The sequence below is a fragment of the Myxococcales bacterium genome, assembly GCA_016712525.1.
Taxonomy (GTDB): Bacteria; Myxococcota_A; Polyangia; order Polyangiales; family Polyangiaceae; genus JAAFHV01.
In genome coordinates this window covers 1,715,895-1,733,833 of the sequence record JADJQX010000007.1, presented here as the reverse complement: position 1 = coordinate 1,733,833, position 17,939 = coordinate 1,715,895, and the positions used below count along the sequence as shown (strand labels likewise).

9 protein-coding genes are annotated in these 17,939 nt (G+C 70.3%); 5 read left to right on the top strand and 4 right to left on the bottom strand.

The features are described from left to right. Positions 1 to 30: 30 nt before the first annotated feature. Both IPK71_24420 and IPK71_24415 read right to left on the bottom strand, forming a co-directional pair. Positions 31 to 3,507, bottom strand: a complete 3,477-nt coding sequence (locus tag IPK71_24420; protein MBK8216883.1) for a UvrD-helicase domain-containing protein — start codon at positions 3,505 to 3,507, stop codon at positions 31 to 33. Then, positions 3,504 to 6,788 (bottom strand): PD-(D/E)XK nuclease family protein, encoded by a 3,285-nt coding sequence (locus IPK71_24415; protein MBK8216882.1) that lies wholly within the window; start codon positions 6,786 to 6,788, stop codon positions 3,504 to 3,506. The genes IPK71_24420 and IPK71_24415 overlap by 4 nt, the downstream gene beginning before the upstream one ends. Positions 6,789 to 7,152: 364 nt before the next feature. On the opposite strand from IPK71_24415, the gene IPK71_24410 reads away from it, so the two are divergent. Both IPK71_24410 and IPK71_24405 read left to right on the top strand, forming a co-directional pair. Next, a complete protein-coding gene (locus IPK71_24410; protein MBK8216881.1) occupies positions 7,153 to 7,854 on the top strand; it encodes a class I SAM-dependent methyltransferase in 702 nt (233 codons plus the stop codon). A gap of 80 nt (positions 7,855 to 7,934) precedes the next feature. Further along, positions 7,935 to 9,617 (top strand): protein kinase, encoded by a 1,683-nt coding sequence (locus tag IPK71_24405; GenBank protein MBK8216880.1) that lies wholly within the window; start codon positions 7,935 to 7,937, stop codon positions 9,615 to 9,617. Positions 9,618 to 9,640: 23 nt separating this feature from the next. Here IPK71_24405 and IPK71_24400 read toward each other — a convergent pair whose 3' ends face one another. Beyond that, positions 9,641 to 10,615, bottom strand: a complete 975-nt coding sequence (locus tag IPK71_24400) for an aldo/keto reductase (GenBank protein MBK8216879.1) — start codon at positions 10,613 to 10,615, stop codon at positions 9,641 to 9,643. Positions 10,616 to 10,695: 80 nt separating this feature from the next. Here IPK71_24400 and hrpA point away from each other — a divergent pair, with 80 nt between their 5' ends. The 3 genes from hrpA (at position 10,696) to IPK71_24385 (ending at position 16,367) form a co-directional block, all read left to right on the top strand. Continuing rightward, positions 10,696 to 14,427 (top strand): ATP-dependent RNA helicase HrpA, encoded by a 3,732-nt coding sequence (gene hrpA / locus IPK71_24395; protein ID MBK8216878.1) that lies wholly within the window; start codon positions 10,696 to 10,698, stop codon positions 14,425 to 14,427. A 120-nt stretch (positions 14,428 to 14,547) separates the two neighbouring features. Next, the gene (locus tag IPK71_24390; protein ID MBK8216877.1) at positions 14,548 to 15,615 is read left to right on the top strand and encodes a hypothetical protein; all 1,068 of its coding nucleotides are present in this window, start codon (positions 14,548 to 14,550) and stop codon (positions 15,613 to 15,615) included. 581 nt (positions 15,616 to 16,196) lie between these two features. Then, the gene (locus IPK71_24385; GenBank protein ID MBK8216876.1) at positions 16,197 to 16,367 is read left to right on the top strand and encodes a hypothetical protein; all 171 of its coding nucleotides are present in this window, start codon (positions 16,197 to 16,199) and stop codon (positions 16,365 to 16,367) included. 51 nt (positions 16,368 to 16,418) lie between these two features. On the opposite strand, the gene IPK71_24380 is transcribed toward IPK71_24385, so the two are convergent. Continuing rightward, on the bottom strand, positions 16,419 to 17,765 hold the full coding sequence (locus IPK71_24380) for a hypothetical protein (GenBank protein MBK8216875.1): 1,347 nt from the start codon (positions 17,763 to 17,765) through the stop codon (positions 16,419 to 16,421). Positions 17,766 to 17,939: the final 174 nt, after the last annotated feature.

The following is a 17,939-nucleotide window of genomic DNA, read 5'->3' as shown; positions in this document are numbered from 1 at the left end:
GTCCTGTACGAGGGAGTACGCAAGCCCGGCTCATACCACGAGCACCACACCACGGACCTCGCGGCCCGTCGCGTCTCGGATGGCTGCCCCGTAGAGCGCTACTTGCGCCTCGTAGGAGGCGAGCCGCGGGGTCACGTCGAGGTCCGTCTTGTAGTCGACGACCACGTAGGTGCCGTCCTCGTCCAGAAAGACGAGATCGACCACCCCCTCGAGGAGCGACCCGTCCGCGCGCGTCTGCGTGACCGTGACCTCGCGTCTCACGTCGCCCGAGCGGAGGGCCCTACGAAACACGTCGTGGCCGAGCGCCGTGCGGGCGGTCTCGATGGCAGCGTCGACCTCGTCGACCGTCGCGCCGAGACCGCGCGCAAAGGAGCGCGCGAGCAGCGGGAGGGATTCGTCGTCGTACGTCTCCCCGAGCGGAACCTCGGCGAGCAGGGCGTGCACGAGCACTCCGAACCGCTTCCCGTGAGGGCGGGCGATGCGCGAGCGAGGTACCTCGGCGACCTCCACGGGGACCTCCGAAGGGGACGAGGCGAGCTGCTCCTTGAGCTCGGTCGGAGTGACGACCCTGACGCTCGGGCGCGCCCCGTCGCGGCGCGTCTTCTCTCGGCGCGCCACCCACGCCTCGTGTCGGGCTCGGCTCTCGTCGGACAGGCCGCGCTCGTCGGCCGCGAGGAGCTTCTGTTGGCGGAGCCCGGCCTCGTCGTCCTTTCCGAGCTCGAGGGCGTGCGGATCGAAGACCAGCACCGTGTGCGATCCGGCCTTGGGCGTGTGCCAGCCGGGACGCACCGTGGAGACGACCCTCGCCTTCTCGGGGCGATGGACGACGCTGTCGCTCCCGAAGGGCACGGGGGTAGGCCGATCGAGCGGGCTCCCGGGCCTCGCGGGGTGAAGAGCCGGCCAAAGGGGGGAGAGCCAGCTCTCGTCGAGGGGCCCGTCGCCGACGATCGGGACGACCAACATGTCCTTGGCGCGCGTGGTCGCGACGTAGAGCAGACGCAGCGCTTCTTCCGCATCGTGGCGCAGGATGCGGTCTCGCTCGCGCGAAAGCTCGAGGGGGCTCGCGCCGCAGAGCGGGGCCGCGAAGAGCCCCTTTTCCCCGTCGACGAGCCGTGACGGCTCGCTGTGGGTCGCGCGGGCGGTGGGATCTACGAGGACGACCACGGGAAATTCGAGCCCCTTCGCGCGGTGGACGGTCATCATCCGCACTCCGGAGGCGTCCTCTTCGACGACCATGGCCTCCGAGACCTGCCCTCGGTCGGCGTCGCGTTCGAGCTTGTCCACGAAGGCGCGGAACGAGTGGACGCCCGCCGCGTGGGTCGCCCGCCGCGCGAGATCGAGCATCCGAAGGACGTTGGCGAGCGCTTGCTCTCCGGTGGGCCAGATGGCGAATCCCGCGTGCGCGCGCGTCCGCTCGAGCAGCTCGGCGAGCGTGTCGGCGAAGGGGCGACGGTTCCTGGTTCGATGGAGGTCGCGGAGCACCGCGAGGGCCTCGGCCACGGGTTGGGCGTGCTCGTCGAGCGCCGTGACCGACCCGACCTTTCGTGAGTCGAGGGTGCGGGCCGCGGAGCGGTACCCGAAGATCGCCGAGTCCGTCAGGGCGAACAAGGGCCCGCGCAGCGTCGCGTAGGTCGCCATCTCGTCGAACGGAAACTCGATGCAATTCGCGGCGTTACGGAGCGCCAGGACCTCCTCACGTTCGAAGAAGCCGCGCCCTCCGACGAGCACGTGGGGGACGCGCCTCGCTTCGAGCGCCCGCACGTAGGGTCGCGTCGTGTCGCCGCCGAACGACGAGAACCGCTTGAAGAGCAGACACACGTGGTCGGGCCGTATCGGCACGCGCGGGCCCTTGCCCTCCCGCCGCTCCGCCTCGGTCGCCGGGACGGTATAGCCGCTCGTCGTTACCAGCCACGAAACGAACGCACCGACGGCGTCGGGCAGCGAATCTTCGACCGCGTAGCTCGTCACCTTGCCGATCTTGTCCGAGTACGGCTTGGGGACCGGCAGCGCGACGACGCTCGGCTCGCTCGTCGTGTCGTTTCGGTAAGGGGCCAGCGGCACGTACTCGGCTTGAGAGCCGTCGACCGTCGCGCGCATGGCGGGAGCGAAGGCGGCGTTCACCACGCTCTGGATGTCGCACGTCGCGCGGAAGCTCGTGGTCAAGTGGACGACCTTCGCGCCCTCGGCGACGAGCGCGCGCTTTTCGGCTTCGTAGAAGGCGACGTCGGCCCGGCGGAACCGGTAGATGCTCTGCTTCGGATCTCCCACGAAAAAGAGCTTGCCGGGCACGACCTTCGCGCCCTCGTCGTCGCCCGGCGCGCGCCCCAGGGTGCGCAGAATCTCGGCCTGGAGGGGATCCGTGTCTTGGAACTCATCGACGAGGACGTGGGTGTAGCGCGCGCGGAGGTCCCGTCGGACGTCCTCGCGCCGGCGAAGGAGCTCCCGGGTCTTCGTGAGGAGGTCCAAAAAGTCGAGCTTGCCCGCCTCGCGCTTCCGGCTCTCGTAGGCGTCGACGAGCGGGCGTAGCTCTTCGCGGAGGAGCGCGGCGAGGTCGGCGTCCGCGTCGACGAGGTACGCGTCGAGCTTCGCCTTCACCGCCGTGCGCCGCGCGATGACGTCCTCGCGGGTGAGCCCGGAGGCCTTCTCGAAGAGCCTCCCGAAGCCTTTCCACCCCCAGAGCCGCTCTCGCGAGAGCGCACGCAGCTCGGCCTCCAGCCCGTCGAGATCCCGCTCACCCCCGCGGGTCGCTTCCTTTCGGTCGACGTCGGCGACGAATCTCCGAATGGCGTCGAGCGAGAGGTACACCCACGCCGCGTCGTTGGGATCCGAGCGTTTGTCGTCGGCGCGGAGAGCGAGCGCGCCGAGCTCACGAAGGTCCGCGAGCAGCGCAGCGACACGACCGTCGCGGTCGAGGGTGGGGCGCGTCCACGGGGCGTCGAAGTCGCGCTGGTCGACCAGGCGGTAGCCGGCATCGAAGAGCGCCTCGCGCGGGCCCTCGTCCCGGGAGCGTCGCCGGAGCACGCGATGGACGCCAGGGAAGCTCTCCTTCGGCTCGGCGAGGACGCCCTGGAACCACGTATCGAAGGACTCCCCGTAGAGCCGGCGCGCCTCGCCCTCGTCGCACACGACGAAGAGCGGGTCGATGCCCGCCTCGATGGGGCGCTCGCGGAGGATCTCGGCGCAGAACGAGTGGATGGTGCCGATGTGGGCCACCTCGAGCTCGCGGATCGCCAGGTCGAGCCGCCGGCGGATCGGATCGGCCTCGTCGTGCCGTGCGCGAGCCCGCTCGATCGCCGTGCGCAGCCGGAGCTTCATCTCCCCCGCGGCCTTCTCGGTGAAGGTGACGGCGACGAGGGTGGAGAGCTTGGCCCGGCCCGATTCGACGAGAGCGACGACGCGGCGTACGAGCTCGGTCGTCTTGCCGGAGCCAGCGGCGGCCTCGACCACGAGCGTCGTGTCGAGCTCGTTTCGGATCGCTTCCCGCGCGGACGTGTCGGCGAGCGTCATGCGAGCCCCCTCACTTTGGCGAGGAGCGGCAAGGCGCGGGCGTCTCGTTTGGTGCGCACTCGGATCTCCTCGTAGGGGCCGCACACGGGGCGATAGTCACAGTACTTGCACGCGTCCTTCGCGGGCGCGGCGGGGAGCAGACCGCGGCCGAGCGCGTCGTCCACGGCGGAGACGACCGTCGTCACCGCATCACGCGTAACGGCGTCGAGCGGCACATCGACGGCCGTGTAATCGCCCGTGGAGGTGCAGTAGTAGAGCCGCCCGCCGACGACGGGCCGGCCGGGGAGCAAGCTCTCGACGGCCAACGCATAGAGCGCGGGTTGGAGGATGGTCCCACCTTTGACTACGTCTCCGTCGGAGGCGCGGACCTTGCCCGTCTTGTGGTCCGTCGCTCGAAGCGCGCCGTCGCTTCGCCTTGTCTCGACGAGGTCGATCGAGCCGCGCACCCGAAGCCCACACGCGAGCGCGACCGGCTCTTTGACGCTCGCCGCGTCGCGCCCCTCGTCGTGCTCGACGAGCCCGAACGACAGCTCGAAGTGGGTGGGGGACCACACGGAGTCCATCGCCGTGCGACGCAGCCACTCTCGGAGGTCGGCCCGCACCTCGGAGAGGCCGTCCTCCCACACGCGCGGGATCGCCGGGCAGAGCGTGTCCTCGTGGCGCTTCGCCACCTCGTCGAGGCACGCCTCGAGCAGCTCGCCCGCGCGGGGGAGGCGGTCCTCGTCGAGCGGCAAGAGGCCCGCGTCACGGAGCCGCGTGAGGACCGTATATTGGGTCTCGTGGACGAGGGTGCCCCGTTGGAGCGGGTCGAGCTCCTCGAGGGGCGAGGGCTCCTCGCGCGGCGATAGCTTGAGCAGCGCCGACAGATAGAAGCGGTACGGGCACGCGGCGTAGTGTTGGAGAGCCGTCGGTGAAAAGCTCCGTCGCGCGAGCCCGTGCTCGGCGAGGGCCGCGGCCGCCAGGGTCCCCGAGGGGACGTCCACGAGCCCGTCCTGTTCCACCATCTTGCCTCGACGCCACCGGTACGCGCGCGCGTAGAGGGCGCGCCGCAGGTGGGGGTTCGCGCCGAGCAGAAAACGCGCCGCGCCTACGTGTTTGTCCTCGTCCTCGTGGACGAGGGCCGCGAGCACGGAGAGATCGTGCTCGGCGTCGTCGATGGCGTCCTCGCGCGACTCCGGCGCGGGCCAACCGAGCCGCGCCGAGGACGCGTTGGCGGCGACGCGGCGGAGGGTCTCGTGGGACGGCACGTGACCTTTGGCCACCCGGAGCACCTCGAGACCATAGAAGGACGGTGTCCGGGGGCGACCGGCGTCCGTGTCCACGCGTGGGTAGGAGTAGGACACCATCTCCTCCGCAGCGCCGGTGGCGAGGCGAAGCATGAGGCGCTCGTCGTCGGAGCGATCGTCGTTCGTGGCGAGGTAGGGCGACACGGCCCTTCGGGCCTCGTCGAGGAAGAGCGGATCTTCGAGGACCTTCTTCGGGAACGACTTCTCGACGAGGCCCGGGACGAACACCGTGTCGAAGGAGAGCCCCCGGGCGTCCTCGATCGCGCCGACGAACACCCGCCCGAGCTGCCTCCCTCGTTCGGGCTCGCGCACGTCGGAGAGGCGGGGCTCGAGGAGAGTGCGGACTTCCGAGAGCGAGACCAGGTCCTCGGCGTCGAGGGGATGGAGCTCGGAGAGCACGGCGATCGCGCGGTCGGGGCGACGGAGCGCCCGAGTCGCGAGCGAACCGATGCGCTCGATGAACGCGTGGAACGTCCCGGGTTGCCGAAGGGCGTCGAGGTCGCGCAGGAGGGGGAGGGCGAAGGCCCCGAGGCTCGTCGCGGCCTCGATGTCGCGGAGCGCGCCCTCGGCCCGTGGATCCCCCTCGGCAGTGTAAGATGCATGCTTCTGGCGAAGGCTCGTGACGAAGCCCGCGAGACGGCGCTCCCAGCGCTCGAGACCGCCGATCACCGCGGCTTCGACGAGCACGCGCTCCCAAAGGTACGGGGCGCGGATCGTGCCGCCCTCCCAGTCGGAAACGTCCTCGCCCTCGCCTTCGGGTTCGACCTCCGCGCCGCGTAGGTCACGCTCGGCGAGGAGCTCGGTGACCTCGTCGTCGGCGGGGACGAAGGTGCCCGCGCGCGCGGGTGGGGGCGCGTCGTCGACCCGTCTCGGTACCTCGCCGAGCGAGAGGTACTCGGCGAACCTCCGCGCCGAGAGGCCCTCCGCCGCGCAGTCGAGAAGGGCGAGCAGCGCGCGGCCCGACGGGCATGGTCGCCGTAGCCCACGTGCGAAGTAGGCGGGCAGGCTCGCGCGCCGGAGCGCCTCGACGACGTGGGGGAGGTAGGTCTCCGGGCTGCGCAGCACGATCGCCATGCGATCGAAGGGGACGCCCGCTCGCGCCCTCGACTCGATTTGGCGTGCGATTTCCACGCACTCGCGGCTCTCGCCCGGCGCCGAGCCGAGCCTCACCCGGCCTTCGAGGTCGAGCGGCTCGGCCGGGACGTCGTCCGCGAGGAGGTAGGTTGCGAGGCGCCCGAGCGGTCCGCGAGCCGGTCGCGTCTCGAGGGCTTCGGCGCGTTCGAGCGCGCGCCCCACCACGGCCATCGTGCGGCGATCACCTGCCGGAATCGTCACCGTGAGAGGCCCGCTCGCCGCCAACGCACGAAAGAGGCGCTCCTCCGCGCGCGTCACGAGCGGTACGTCGACGAGGACGGTCGCCGGGCGCGGGGTGCCGGTTTGCGAGCCGTGGAGCGTCGAGATCGCGGCGTCGATGGCGGTGCGGGTGTCGGCGAGGCCGAGCTCGAGCAGCGACGCTTCGTAGGCCGCGAGCAGCCTCGCGAGCGTCGGTCCGCGCGGAGCTTTGGCGAGCTGGGCGTCCGCGGCGTCGACGTCGGCGAGACGCAGGTCGGACAATGTGCGAAGGAGGGCGCGCGGGAGCCCCGGGAAATCGACGACGGTCACGAGGTCTCCGAGGTCGCCTCGGAGCGATCGCGCGAGCCGTGCGCACACCGCCTCGAGGGTGAGCGTCGATGCCCGGACGAGCCGCTTCCGAGCGAGCGGGAGGCGAGAGAGCTCGGCGACGAACGCGGGCCAAGTCGTCCTCACGACCCCGAACGTCGCCGAGAGCGCGGACGCGTGCCCCCTCGCTGCTGCGTTGGACCCGAGGAGACCGTGACCGACGATGGTGGCGCGCGCGTCTTTCGGAGCGGAAACAAGCCGGTCGCGGACGAAGTCGAGCCGGTCGCGCGCCGAAGGGGAGACGAGGACCTCGGGGGCAGGGTGGGGCGCGGTCACGCGGCGAGGTTAGGCCGAACTCGAGCCGCATGGGCGCCCAACGTGGACGGATCGGAGAGACGAAGCTTTCGTGTCGCGTGGCCGGCATCCCACCGTGTAGGCTCTCGAGGCCATGGCCTTTCCCCTCCCGAAATGGGCCGTTCGCGCGGCCGTCGCTCAGGTGCTCTCCCGCGTTCCGGGCGGCCCCGAGGTGCGCTACGTCCTCCAGCGGTACGTCACCCGCTCGCTCCCGTTTCCGGACGAGGAGCTGCTCGGACGCTTCCAAATCGGGGCCGAGCACCTCCGCGCGATCCGTCGGCACGAGCCATCGCTCGACCTTGGGCGCGCCCACTTCTTCGAGTTCGGCGCCGGGTGGGATCTCGGCATGGGTCTCTTTCTCCGCGCAGCGGGCGTGGGGCGCCAGACGCTGCTCGACCTGAACCGCTTCGTCCGGCCCGAGCTCGTGCACCACGCGCTCACCCGGCTCCGGAGCTTCGTGGCGAGCCCTCCGCCCGACTTTCAGGTCGATGGCCTCGACCTCGGCCGCCTGCCGGCCTCGTTTCAGGTCGGGGAGGCCGAGGTGGACGGCGCCCTTCGTGAGCTCGGCATCGACTACCGCGCCCCCGCGGACGCGCGCCGGACCGGGCTCACGTCCGGAGAGGTCGACTGCGTGACGTCGAGCCTCACGTTGGAGCACATCCCGCTCCCGGAGATTCGCGCCATCTTCGCCGAGCTCTTCCGCGTCCTCCGTCCGGGTGGGCTCTTCGCATCGAAGGTCGACATGAGCGACCACTTCAGCCACTCCGACCCGTCGATCTCCCCGTGGCACTTCCTGCGGTTCGACGAGCGCACGTGGGGGCTCGTGAACGCCGACATGCTCTACCAGAACCGGCTCCGAGCGTCCGCGTACCTCGACGCGGCCCGCGAGGCCGGGTTCGAGCTCGTCGAAGTCGACAGGCGTTACCCACGCGGCTGCGACCCCGATACGGTCGAGCTCCCCGAGGTTCACCCGTCGTACACCTCGTACCTCGATCGACGGGATCTCCTTTCGCACAAGCTCTATTTCGTTGCGAGGAAGCCCGGGTAAAATACACTCGTCGAGAGTGTCGAGGCGAAGCCATTCACGTCGAGGAACCCGAGGGCGCTCGTCGCTCTCCGGTGGGGCGCATGCCTAAGCCGACGCGGTTCGTGCCGGGGACCGTCGTCGGAGAGTGTGTTCTCGTGCGCCGCATCGCCGACGGAGGCATGGGCGAGGTCCACGAGGCGACGTCGCCGTGGGGGCACGTCGCCGTGAAGCTCGTCACGTGGGGCGGAATGCGGGGCACGGAGGCGCTCGCGAGGTTTCTCCGCGAAGGCGCGTTGCTCCGGGAGCTCTCTCACCCCGGCATCGTCAAGGTCCTCGCTCACGGCGTCGACGGGCGCACGAAGATCCCGTTCCTCGTGCTCGAGCTGCTGGAAGGCGACGATCTCGACGTCGTCGTCGGCCGTCGTGGTCCGCTCTCTCCCGAGCTCGTGGCGAGCCTCGGCGTCGAGGTGTCCCTGGCGCTGGAGCACGCGCACGAGCGCGGGGTCGTTCATCGCGACGTGAAGCCGGCCAACGTGATCGTCCCGCGCGACCCTTCGCGGGGTCGGGCCATTTTGTGCGACTTCGGGCTGTCGAAGCGCGTCGGCGCGGAGGGCTCGATCACCGGGACGGGCGCGCTGCTCGGCACGCCGTATTTCATGGCCCCGGAGCAGGTCCTCGACTCCAAACACGCCGACGTGCGATCGGACGTCTTCTCCCTGGCGATGACGCTCTACTTCGCCGTGACCGGAAAGAACCCCTTCGAGAGCCTCGAGGGCCCGGAGCTCGTGCGCGCCGTTTGCTCGCATCCCGTCCCCGACGTCCGCACCTATCGACGTGACGTGCCGGAGGCCCTCGCGGTGGCGCTCGCGTTCGCCCTCCATCGCGACGCGCGGGCGCGTGCGACTCTCGAGGAGCTCCGGAGCGCGCTCCTCGAGATCGCCGAAGGCACGACCGGTGTACCCTCGGCGCCCGGGTCACGCGCGGCGCGCGTGGGGCCGACGTCGCGCCCCCGGGGGCTCGCCGAGCTCGACACCCTCGAGCTCCAGAAGGGCTCGTACTCCGTCATGCGGTCCCTGGGGCCGAACCTGGTCGAGGCGGTGAACGACGAGGGGCAGGTCGTCCGCATCGAGCGGCTCGGCCCTCTCGTTGAACGCCAAAAAGATGAATTGTTTCGCGAGCTCGAGCTCCTCGTCGGGAACGCGAACGACGCGCTCGTCGCCCTCGTGGACCACGGCGAGGCCGCGGGTGAGCACTACGTGGTGTCCGAATCGCTCGAGGACCCCGAGCTCGCGACCTACGTCGACACCCGCGGGCCGTTCACGATGGATCGCGGCCTACGGGCCGTGTCCCGCTTCGTCCGTGGATACGGGAAGGTCTCTTCCGCGGGGTTCGTGCACGGGGCTATCGGGCCATCGACCCTCTCGCTCCGGGCGACGAACACGAAGCGCATCCTCGTCCTGTCCGACATCGGCATCGCCCGGCGCATCCGCGCTCTCGGCGCGGCCAGCACGGCGAAGCGCGCCGAAGACCCGCGGGTGGACGTGCTCGGTGTCGTCGCGGCGCTCCACTTCGCGGTCGTGGGCCAGCTGCCGTTCGGGGCCCAGGGGGTGGTCGCCGACGGCGGCGCGGCTCGCCCGCTCGCCGTGACCTTCGTGGCCCCCGAGCCCGCCGTCTTGCGAGCGCTCGAGGCGCTCGTCAGGAGGGCGATCCAAGGCGAAATTCCTTCGTTCGAGGCGCTCGGGCACGAGCTTCGGGCCCTCGCCGGCGATCCCCCGACGGGGTAGCGACGCGGGCCCCCGAGCTCGATTCAGCCGAGATCGCCGCGGAGGGTCGCGCGGTCGATCGCGGCGAGCACGTCGGGGCCGAGCTTTGGAGCGACGGCGAGGGCGCCGAGGTTCTCGGTGAGCTGCGAGACCCGGCTCGCGCCGAGGATGACCGTGCTCACGTTCGGGTTCTTCAGACAGAACGCGATGGCGAGCTGCGACAGCGTGCACCCGAGGTCCTTCGCGATGGGCGCGAGCGCTTCGACGGCGGCGAGCTTCTTCGTGTCGGTCACGCTCGCCTCGAGCCAGCCGTAGCCCTTCAGGGCGGCGCGGCTGTCGCTCGGAATTCCGGACTGGTATTTTCCCGTGAGGAGGCCCGAGGCGAGCGGGCTCCACGTGGTCGTCCCGAGGCCTACCTCGGCGTAGAGGGGCGCGTACTCGGCCTCGACGCGGCGGCGCGCGAAGAGGTTGTACTCGGGCTGCTCCATGACGGGCATGTGGAGGTTCCGCCGGTCGGCGATGCGGTAGGCCTCGCGAATGTCCTCGGCGGACCACTCCGAGGTCCCCCAGTAGAGCGCCTTTCCGGAGGCCACGATGTCGTGCATCGCGCGCACCGTCTCCTCGAGCGGCGTGTCCTTGTCGGGCCTGTGGCAAAAAACGAGGTCGACGTAGTCGAGCCCGAACCGCGCGAGCGAGCCGTCGATCGCCTGCATCAGGTACTTGCGGTTCAAGGTGTTCTTCTCGTTCGGCCCTTCGTGGAGGCCCCAGTAGAACTTCGTCGAGACGAGGTAGCTCGCGCGTCGGAGGCCGAGCTTCCGGAGCGCCGCGCCCATGACCTCCTCGGACTTGCCCGACGAGTACACCTCGGCGTTGTCGAAGAAGTTCACGCCCGCGTCGTACGCGGCCTTCATGTGCTCCGCGGCCGCGTCGACGTCGATTTGCCGCCCGTACGTGACCCACGAGCCGAACGAGAGCTCGCTCACCTTCACACCCGCGCGCCCGAGGCGCCTGTAGCCCATGGTCGTCATGCGACCCAGGCTACACGCGGGGAGGCGCGCGTGCACACGACAAGCTCGGTCGCCTCTGCTATGGGACGGCGATGGTCGAGCCTCGCGCGGGATCGCCTGCCGAAGGTACGGTCGAGTTTCCCGAACACCTCCCCATCACGGCCAAGGTGCCCGACATCGCCCGCGCGATCGCCGACCACCCCGTCGTCGTCGTCGCCGGCGCGACAGGCTCGGGGAAGACCACGCAGCTGCCCAAGATCGCGCTCGCCATGGGGCGTGGGCTCGAGAAGGTCATCGGCGTCACGCAGCCGAGGCGCATCGCCGCGACGAGTGTCTCGGCGCGCATCGCCGAGGAGCTCGGGACCGAGGTCGGAAAAGATGTGGGATACAAGGTTCGCTTCGACGACAAGACGTCGCCCGCGACGTACGTCAAGGTGATGACCGACGGCATTCTCCTCGCAGAAATCCAAGGAGATCCGCTGCTCTCGGCGTACGACACCCTCGTGATCGACGAGGCCCACGAGCGGAGCCTCACGATCGACTTCTTACTCGGGTACCTGCGGCGCATCTTGCCGCAGCGCCCCGACCTCAAGGTCGTCGTGAGCTCCGCCACCCTCGAGACCGAGCGCTTCTCGCAGTTCTTCGGGGGCGCCCCGGTGATCGAGGTCGAGGGGCGGACGTTCCCCGTGACCGTCCTCTACGAGCCTCGTGACGAGGACCTCGATCTAGGCGAGGCGGTCGCCAAGGCCGTGCACGACGTGGCGGCGCTCGACTCGGACGGCGACATCTTGGCGTTCCTCCCGGGGGAGCGTGAGATCCACGAGGCCGCACGCGCGCTCGAGACCGACTACGCCGTTCGGCACGCCGTGGTGCAGCCGCTCTACGCCCGGCTCACGGCGGCCGAGCAGGCGCGGGTCTTCGCTCCCGTGCGCGGTCGCCGGATCGTGCTCGCTACGAACGTCGCGGAGACGTCGCTCACGCTGCCCGGCATCGTCTTCGTGGTCGATCCGGGGCTCGCGAGGCTCTCGCGCTACGACGCCCGCTCGGGCACGACTCGCCTTCAAATCGAGGGCATCTCGCAGGCGAGCGCCGAGCAGCGCAAGGGGCGCTCGGGGCGCGTGCGCGAGGGCGTCTGCGTGCGTCTCTTCGACGAGCAGAGCTTCTCGTCGCGCCCGGCCTTCACCGATCCCGAGATCAAACGCACCGGCCTCGCGGGCGTCATCCTGCGCATGAAGGCCCTCGGCCTCGGCGAGCCGGAGGAGTTTCCGTTCCTCGACGCGCCCGATCGCGGGGCGTGGGCCGAGGGCTACCGGGTCCTCGAGGAGCTCGGGGCCATCGGGCCGGGGAGGGAGCTCCTCCCGCTCGGCAAGACGCTCGCGCGTTTCCCGGTCGACCCGAGGATCGCGCGCATGATCGTGGCCGGCAACGAGCTCGGGTGCCTCCGCGAGGTGCTGGTCGTGGCCGCTGGCCTCAGCGTCCCCGACGTGCGCGACAGGCCACGCGAACAGGCCGGAAAGGCCGACGAAGCCCACAAAAAGCTGCGTGATGAGAGGTCCGACTTCGTAACCCTCTTACGTACGTGGGACTACCTCCGCGCCGCGGCCGAGAAGGGCGGCATCGGGCTCCGTCGTGCGTGCCGCGAAGGCTTCCTGTCGTACATGCGCGTGCGCGAGTGGAGGGAGGTGTGGCGACAGCTCTCCGACACGGTGGACGAGCTCGGCCTCACGCGCGACACGAAGGACCGCGGACGTCCGGCGGCCACCCGCTCGAAAGAGACGTCCGGCGACACCGACGCGCTCCACCGCGCCCTCCTCACGGGGCTCCTCTCGCGTGTCGGGGAGTACCACCCGGAGCCCCGCACCTACGTCGGCGCGAAGCAGACCCGCTTCCTCCTTCACCCGAGCTCCGGTGTGGCGAAGCGCACCCCCGCGTGGGTGATGGCGTTCGAGCTCGTCGAGACCTCGCAGCTCTTCGCGCGCATGGTCGCTCGCATCGAGCCCGACTGGATCCTCGAGGCCGGCGCCCACCTCGTCCGCCGAAGCTACGCCGACCCGCATTTTTCGCCTCGATCGGGCAAGGTCGTCGTCCGAGAGCGCGCCACGCTCTACGGGCTCGTCGTCGCCAAGGACAGGCTCGTCGACTACGCGCGCATCGAGCCCGCGAAGGCCCGAGAGATCTTCATCGAGCACGCCCTCGTCCGCGGCGAGCTCGAATCACGCGGCGCGTTCGTCGCCAAGAACGCGGCCGTCCGCGAGGCGGTGGCCACCCTCCGCGCGAAGGCCCGCGCGAGCGACATGATCGCGGACGACGACGCGCTCTTCGCCTTCTTCGACCGGCGGATCCCGGCGAACGTGACGTGCGCCGTGTCGTTCGAGGTCTACCGGAAGGAGGCCGAGGCTCGTTCGAAAGACGCCCTCGCGCTGACCCTCGCGGACGTGCTCGTCGGCGAGGCCGCCATCGATCCTCACCTATACCCGGACGCGGTCGAGATCCACGGCGCGAAGGTCCCTCTCTCGTACGTCTTCGACCCGCACGAGGACGCGGACGGCATCACGGCCCAGATCCCCGAGAGCCTCGTGCCGCAGCTAAGGCCCGGGGAGCTCGACTTCACCGTACCCGGCTGGCAAAAGGAGCAGTTTTTCCACCTCTTCCACGGTCTCCCCAAGGCCATCAAAGGAAAGCTCGGATCCATCCCCGAGCTCGCTGCCGAGTGCGCGGCGCTCGTCGTCCCGTTTCGAGGCGAGCTCGTCCCGCGGCTCGTCGAGGTCGTCGAGGCGCGGACGGGCGTCTCGGTGCCCGAGTCTGCGTTTCGGCCCGAGGAGGTGCCTCACTACCTCCGGCTCACGTGCCGAATCGTCGCGGACGACGGCAAGATCGTGTGCACCGAACGGTTCTCGCGTGAGCGGTTCGAGGCGTGGTCGGCGCGAGCACGAGCATCGCGGCGCGACCAGGACGAAGCCCGCTTCGGCAAGAAGGGCTCGACGTCGTGGGACTTCGGCGACGTCCCCGAGGTCGTGAGCCGGCGCGCGGCGGGCACCACAGTGAAGGCGTATCCCGTCCTCGTCGATCGCGGCGCATCGGTCGATCTCGCGCTGGCGTCGTCGGAGGACGAGGCCCGAACGACGAGCCGCATCGGGGTGCGTCGCCTCGTCGCGCTCGCCACGAAAGGGCAGCTCGCGACGGTCCTCGCGAGGTTCCCGCGTTGGCCCGAGCCGGGGCTCCCGTCGCGCGCGCACGCGGAAGCGTTTCGGGAGCACGTGACCGCGCGTGTCCTCGATCACGCCTTCGAGCTCGACGGCGAAGTGGCGCTCCCACGCACGGCGAAGGCCTTCGATGCGCTGCTCGCTCGAGGGAAAGTACGGCTCGAGGCCTCCGCGCGGGACGTCGGAGCCGTGTACGGAGCGGCCGCGAAGGAGCTCGAGAAGACCTCGCTCGCGATGCGGAGCGCCGAAAAACACCCGAGCGCGACGTTGTGCCTCCGCGACCTCCGCGGCCAGGTCGCGAGGCTCGCCTCTCTCGAGCTCGTCTCTCGCGCGACGCTCGTGGACCTCGGTCACTACCCGCGCTACCTCCGCGCGGCGCAGGCGCGCCTCGGTCGTGCGATCGCCGACCCACGAAAGGACCTCGCCAAAGGTGAGCCCCTCGTCGCGGTCGAGCGTGCGCTCTCGGACCCCCGCGCGCTCGCCCGTCGCCCGGCCGAGTACGCTGCCGTCGCGCTCGACGTCGAAGAGCTACGTGTAGCCCTCTTCGCGCCGGAGCTCCGGCCCTCCCGCCCGGTCTCCCCGGGGGAGCTGACGAGGCGCGCGGCTGCTCTGCTCGCCTGACCCGGCCACCACGAAAAGCGCCGCATTCTCGAGCAGATGCCACCTGCCTGAACGGGGGTAGGTATCTATCGATCCATGTAGGCCTTGACCGCACACCGTGGGTGAGGCAAAGCACCGCGCATGAAGCCCTTCGCACGCTCCTTCGCCCTCGCGACCTCTCTCGTCGGAAGCGCCCTCCTGCTCGCCGCCTGTGCGGCCGACACGGGCGCCGAGGACAAGGCCGACGTCTCCTCCGAGTCCGAGTCCGCGCTCACCTGGGTCATCCGAAACCTCGGCGAGATCCCCGCGTCCGGAGAAGTGCGCACGACCCGGTACACGAACCCGCCCAAGTACTCGGCTTACACCTTCAACGCGAACGGCGGGGAAGAGGTCGACGTGTGGGTGAAGGGGCAGGGCCGCCAAGACGCGGTCGCCTGGATCCTCGACGCGAACGGGCGCATGCTCGCCTACAACGACGACGCCGCCGAGGGCGGGCTCGGCTCGCACATCACGACGAAGCTCCCCGCGCGCATCGGCACGAAAGCGAAGCTCCGCGTCGTGTTCCGCGAGTACACGCTCTCCCCGGCGACGTTCTCCGTCTCCGTCCGCGTGAAGCCGGGCATGTTCGCCTGCACGACCGACGAAGACTGCGTGAAGGTCTCGCGCGGTGGCTGCTGCACCGGGTGGCAGGGGATCGCCGTGAACGCGTCGCGGGCCGAGGACTACGCGGCGCAGAACGCCTGCAAGCCTCCGTACCCGGCGTGCGCGCCCCCCCCGCGGGACCTCGTCGACGCCGACGCGCGCAAGGTCGCCAAGTGCCGCGCGAACGCCTGCGTGCTCGAGGAGCCCGCGACCTGCCAGTACGGCGGCTCCACGTACTCCGTGGGCGACACGTTCCCCTCGACGGATGGCTGCAACACCTGCTTCTGCGGCGAGAACGGCGGCGTCGGCTGCACCAAGCGCGCCTGCGTGCCCACGTGCGACCCCACGAAGGAGCCGAACCGCAAGTACGTGGGCAAGAGCCCCGAGCAGTGCATGGTCATCAAGTACGCGTGCGAGCCCGGCACCACGGGCTTCTCCAACAGCTGCGGCTGCGGCTGCGAGCAGCCTGCCGACTGCCCCGCCTTCATCAACTGCATGCCTGGCCCCGGGGTTCCGAGCTGCGAGCCTGCGCGTCTCCGCTGCCCGTACACGCCCGTCGCTTACTGAGCTCGATCGACAGACTGGCAAGGCCGTCGGCCCTCGGATGACAAAACGTCCGAAGGTCGATGGCCTTCCGCCATTTTCGCCCCGAAAGGGCGCTGGCACGCCGATGGCAAGCGTCGGGGGCCATGCGCCTCTCGGCTCTCGACCTCGCGGACACGCTCTTTCATCGGCTCGCGTGGGCGAGTGTCGGCGCGCTCGCCTGCGTCGCGCTTCGCCCTGCTGTGAGGGCACCGTGCGCGTGTTCGTGCGCGCACGCGACGCCCCTGTCGGTCCCGCCGCCAACGCCGCCCCACGCAGCGCCCCTATCGACGGCGCCCAGCGTCTCGCATCTGGCGGATGCTGGGCCGAGCTCGGCACGCGGGCGGACCTTCACCGCTCGCGACGTCGACGCGTGCGCGTTGGCGGAACGCATGGGATCTTACGTCGCCCCGTGGGGCGTCGCGTACGTGGCGTGGCTCGCGACGCCGACGATGGAGCGACTCGCCCTCGAGACTGCGTCGCCGGCGGGCGTTCGCGTGGCTCCACATCGGCCTCGTGGGGAGTCGGTTGGCTTCGGATTGCGAGCGGGAGATTGGGTGGTCGCGGTGGACGGAGAAGGAGCGTACGCCTCGTCTCCGAACGCGCTCACGACGAAGCTCGTCTCGGGTGGCGACTCGGCGCTCCTCGTGGGGAGAGGTGAGCGCCTCGTCGTGGCCCTCGTCCGCTCGTGCCCTTCGCCCATCTCCCCGGCGCACGACCTCCCATCGACACGATGAGCCGACGAGGCGGAGCTCCGCGCTCGTCGGCCATCGCAGCGTCGCGAAGCCTCAAGGCTTCTGGCAGAAGTTCGGGCCGCCCGGCTGGAAACGCGCCGAGTCGAAACAACCCCAGCCCGGAGGGCAGATGCTCTGGTCGGTCTTGCATCCGGTCCGCGTGCAGAAGCCCGTGGCCGCACCCGGCATCTTCGCGCAGTAGGAGGCAGGAGCGCTGCAGCCGCTGTCGTCGGAGCACGTCGCTCCGAAGCCTGCGCCTGCGTCGCCCGAGGGCGCCGGAGCCGTGGCGGGCGAGACCGGATTTCCGAACGAAAACGAACAGTTGGTGAGCGGAAGGCCCACGTCCTTGAGCACGTAGAGGACGTACGACGTTCCCTTCACGAGCTCCGGTGCGCGCCCCGTGCCGGGGATGTCTTGGAAGGAGCCCGCGGGCGTCTTGCCGTAGCCGAGGCCGCTCGCCAACGCGTCGGCGCTCGCGAGGACGTCCAGCTTCCACAAGGTCCCCGCGGGACGATCGAGGTTCGGCGGGACACCGGGGTTCTTCGAGCCCGCCTCGAGCACGTACACGTAGCGCGCGCTCCCTCCGTTCCAGAGGACGCGGCCGTCCGGGGCGACTCCCTCTCCGGCGCCGCAGGTGGTGGGGGGCTTGATGGCGTTTTCGTAGATGGGCCCGCCGAACGGCGCCACGGCGCGCGCCTTCTCCTCCGAGAGGCCACGACGCGTGAGCTCGGCGCCGAGGAAGCGCTTCATGCGCGCGGTGTCGGTCGTCGGGATGCCGGTCGCCGTTCGGTCGAATCCGTGGTTCTTGTCCGCCGGATACGCGCCGAGCACGGACGAATCGGCGTACCCCGCGAAGAGGGCGAGGCCGTTGTCCGACAAGGTATCGAGCCAAATGGGGCCCTTCGAGATGTCCCACTGCGACGCGCCCCGCGGCGTGACCGTCGCGTCGTGGCAGCACACGCACCCGCTCGCGGCGATCTGCGACTTCGCCCACGCGAGCTCGGTCATGAACGCGGCGTCCGAGAGCCGAGGATCGCTCGCGGAGCTCTCCTTCGCGGGGCTCGCGGGGTAGTAGGGGCGTTGGGTCCTCACGACGTCGCACGACGCGTAGCCGGCGAACGAGCGCCCGCTCTCCGTCGCGCCGGCGATCGACACGTTCGCGCACACCTTGCCGTCCGGTCGAGTGGCCGACTCGCCCGCGACGGGCTCACGGCAGGCCTCGAAGGGCGGGATGAACACTCCGGGCTTCGCGTCCTCGACACGGGTCACGGGTTTCACGTCGGAGCGGAGCACGGGGGCCTCGTCCGTCGAGGTCGTGCCTCCCGTCGTGTCGGTAGACGCGCACGCGAAGAGGGAAGCCGTGAAGATCGAGGACGTGAGGACGAGGAGAGAAGCTTTCATGGATGGGCTGGTCGAGTAGATGCTCCCGACCTGCCCGCGTTGCGCGCCTCGAGCTCTTGGGCGCGCTTTCTTAGGGCGCCGCCGCGTGTGAGAGACGGCATGGGACGGCGAACGTGCGAAAGGCGGACGACGATCGCCGTCCGCCTCTCTCTACCCAAGGTCGCCCGCCGCTCG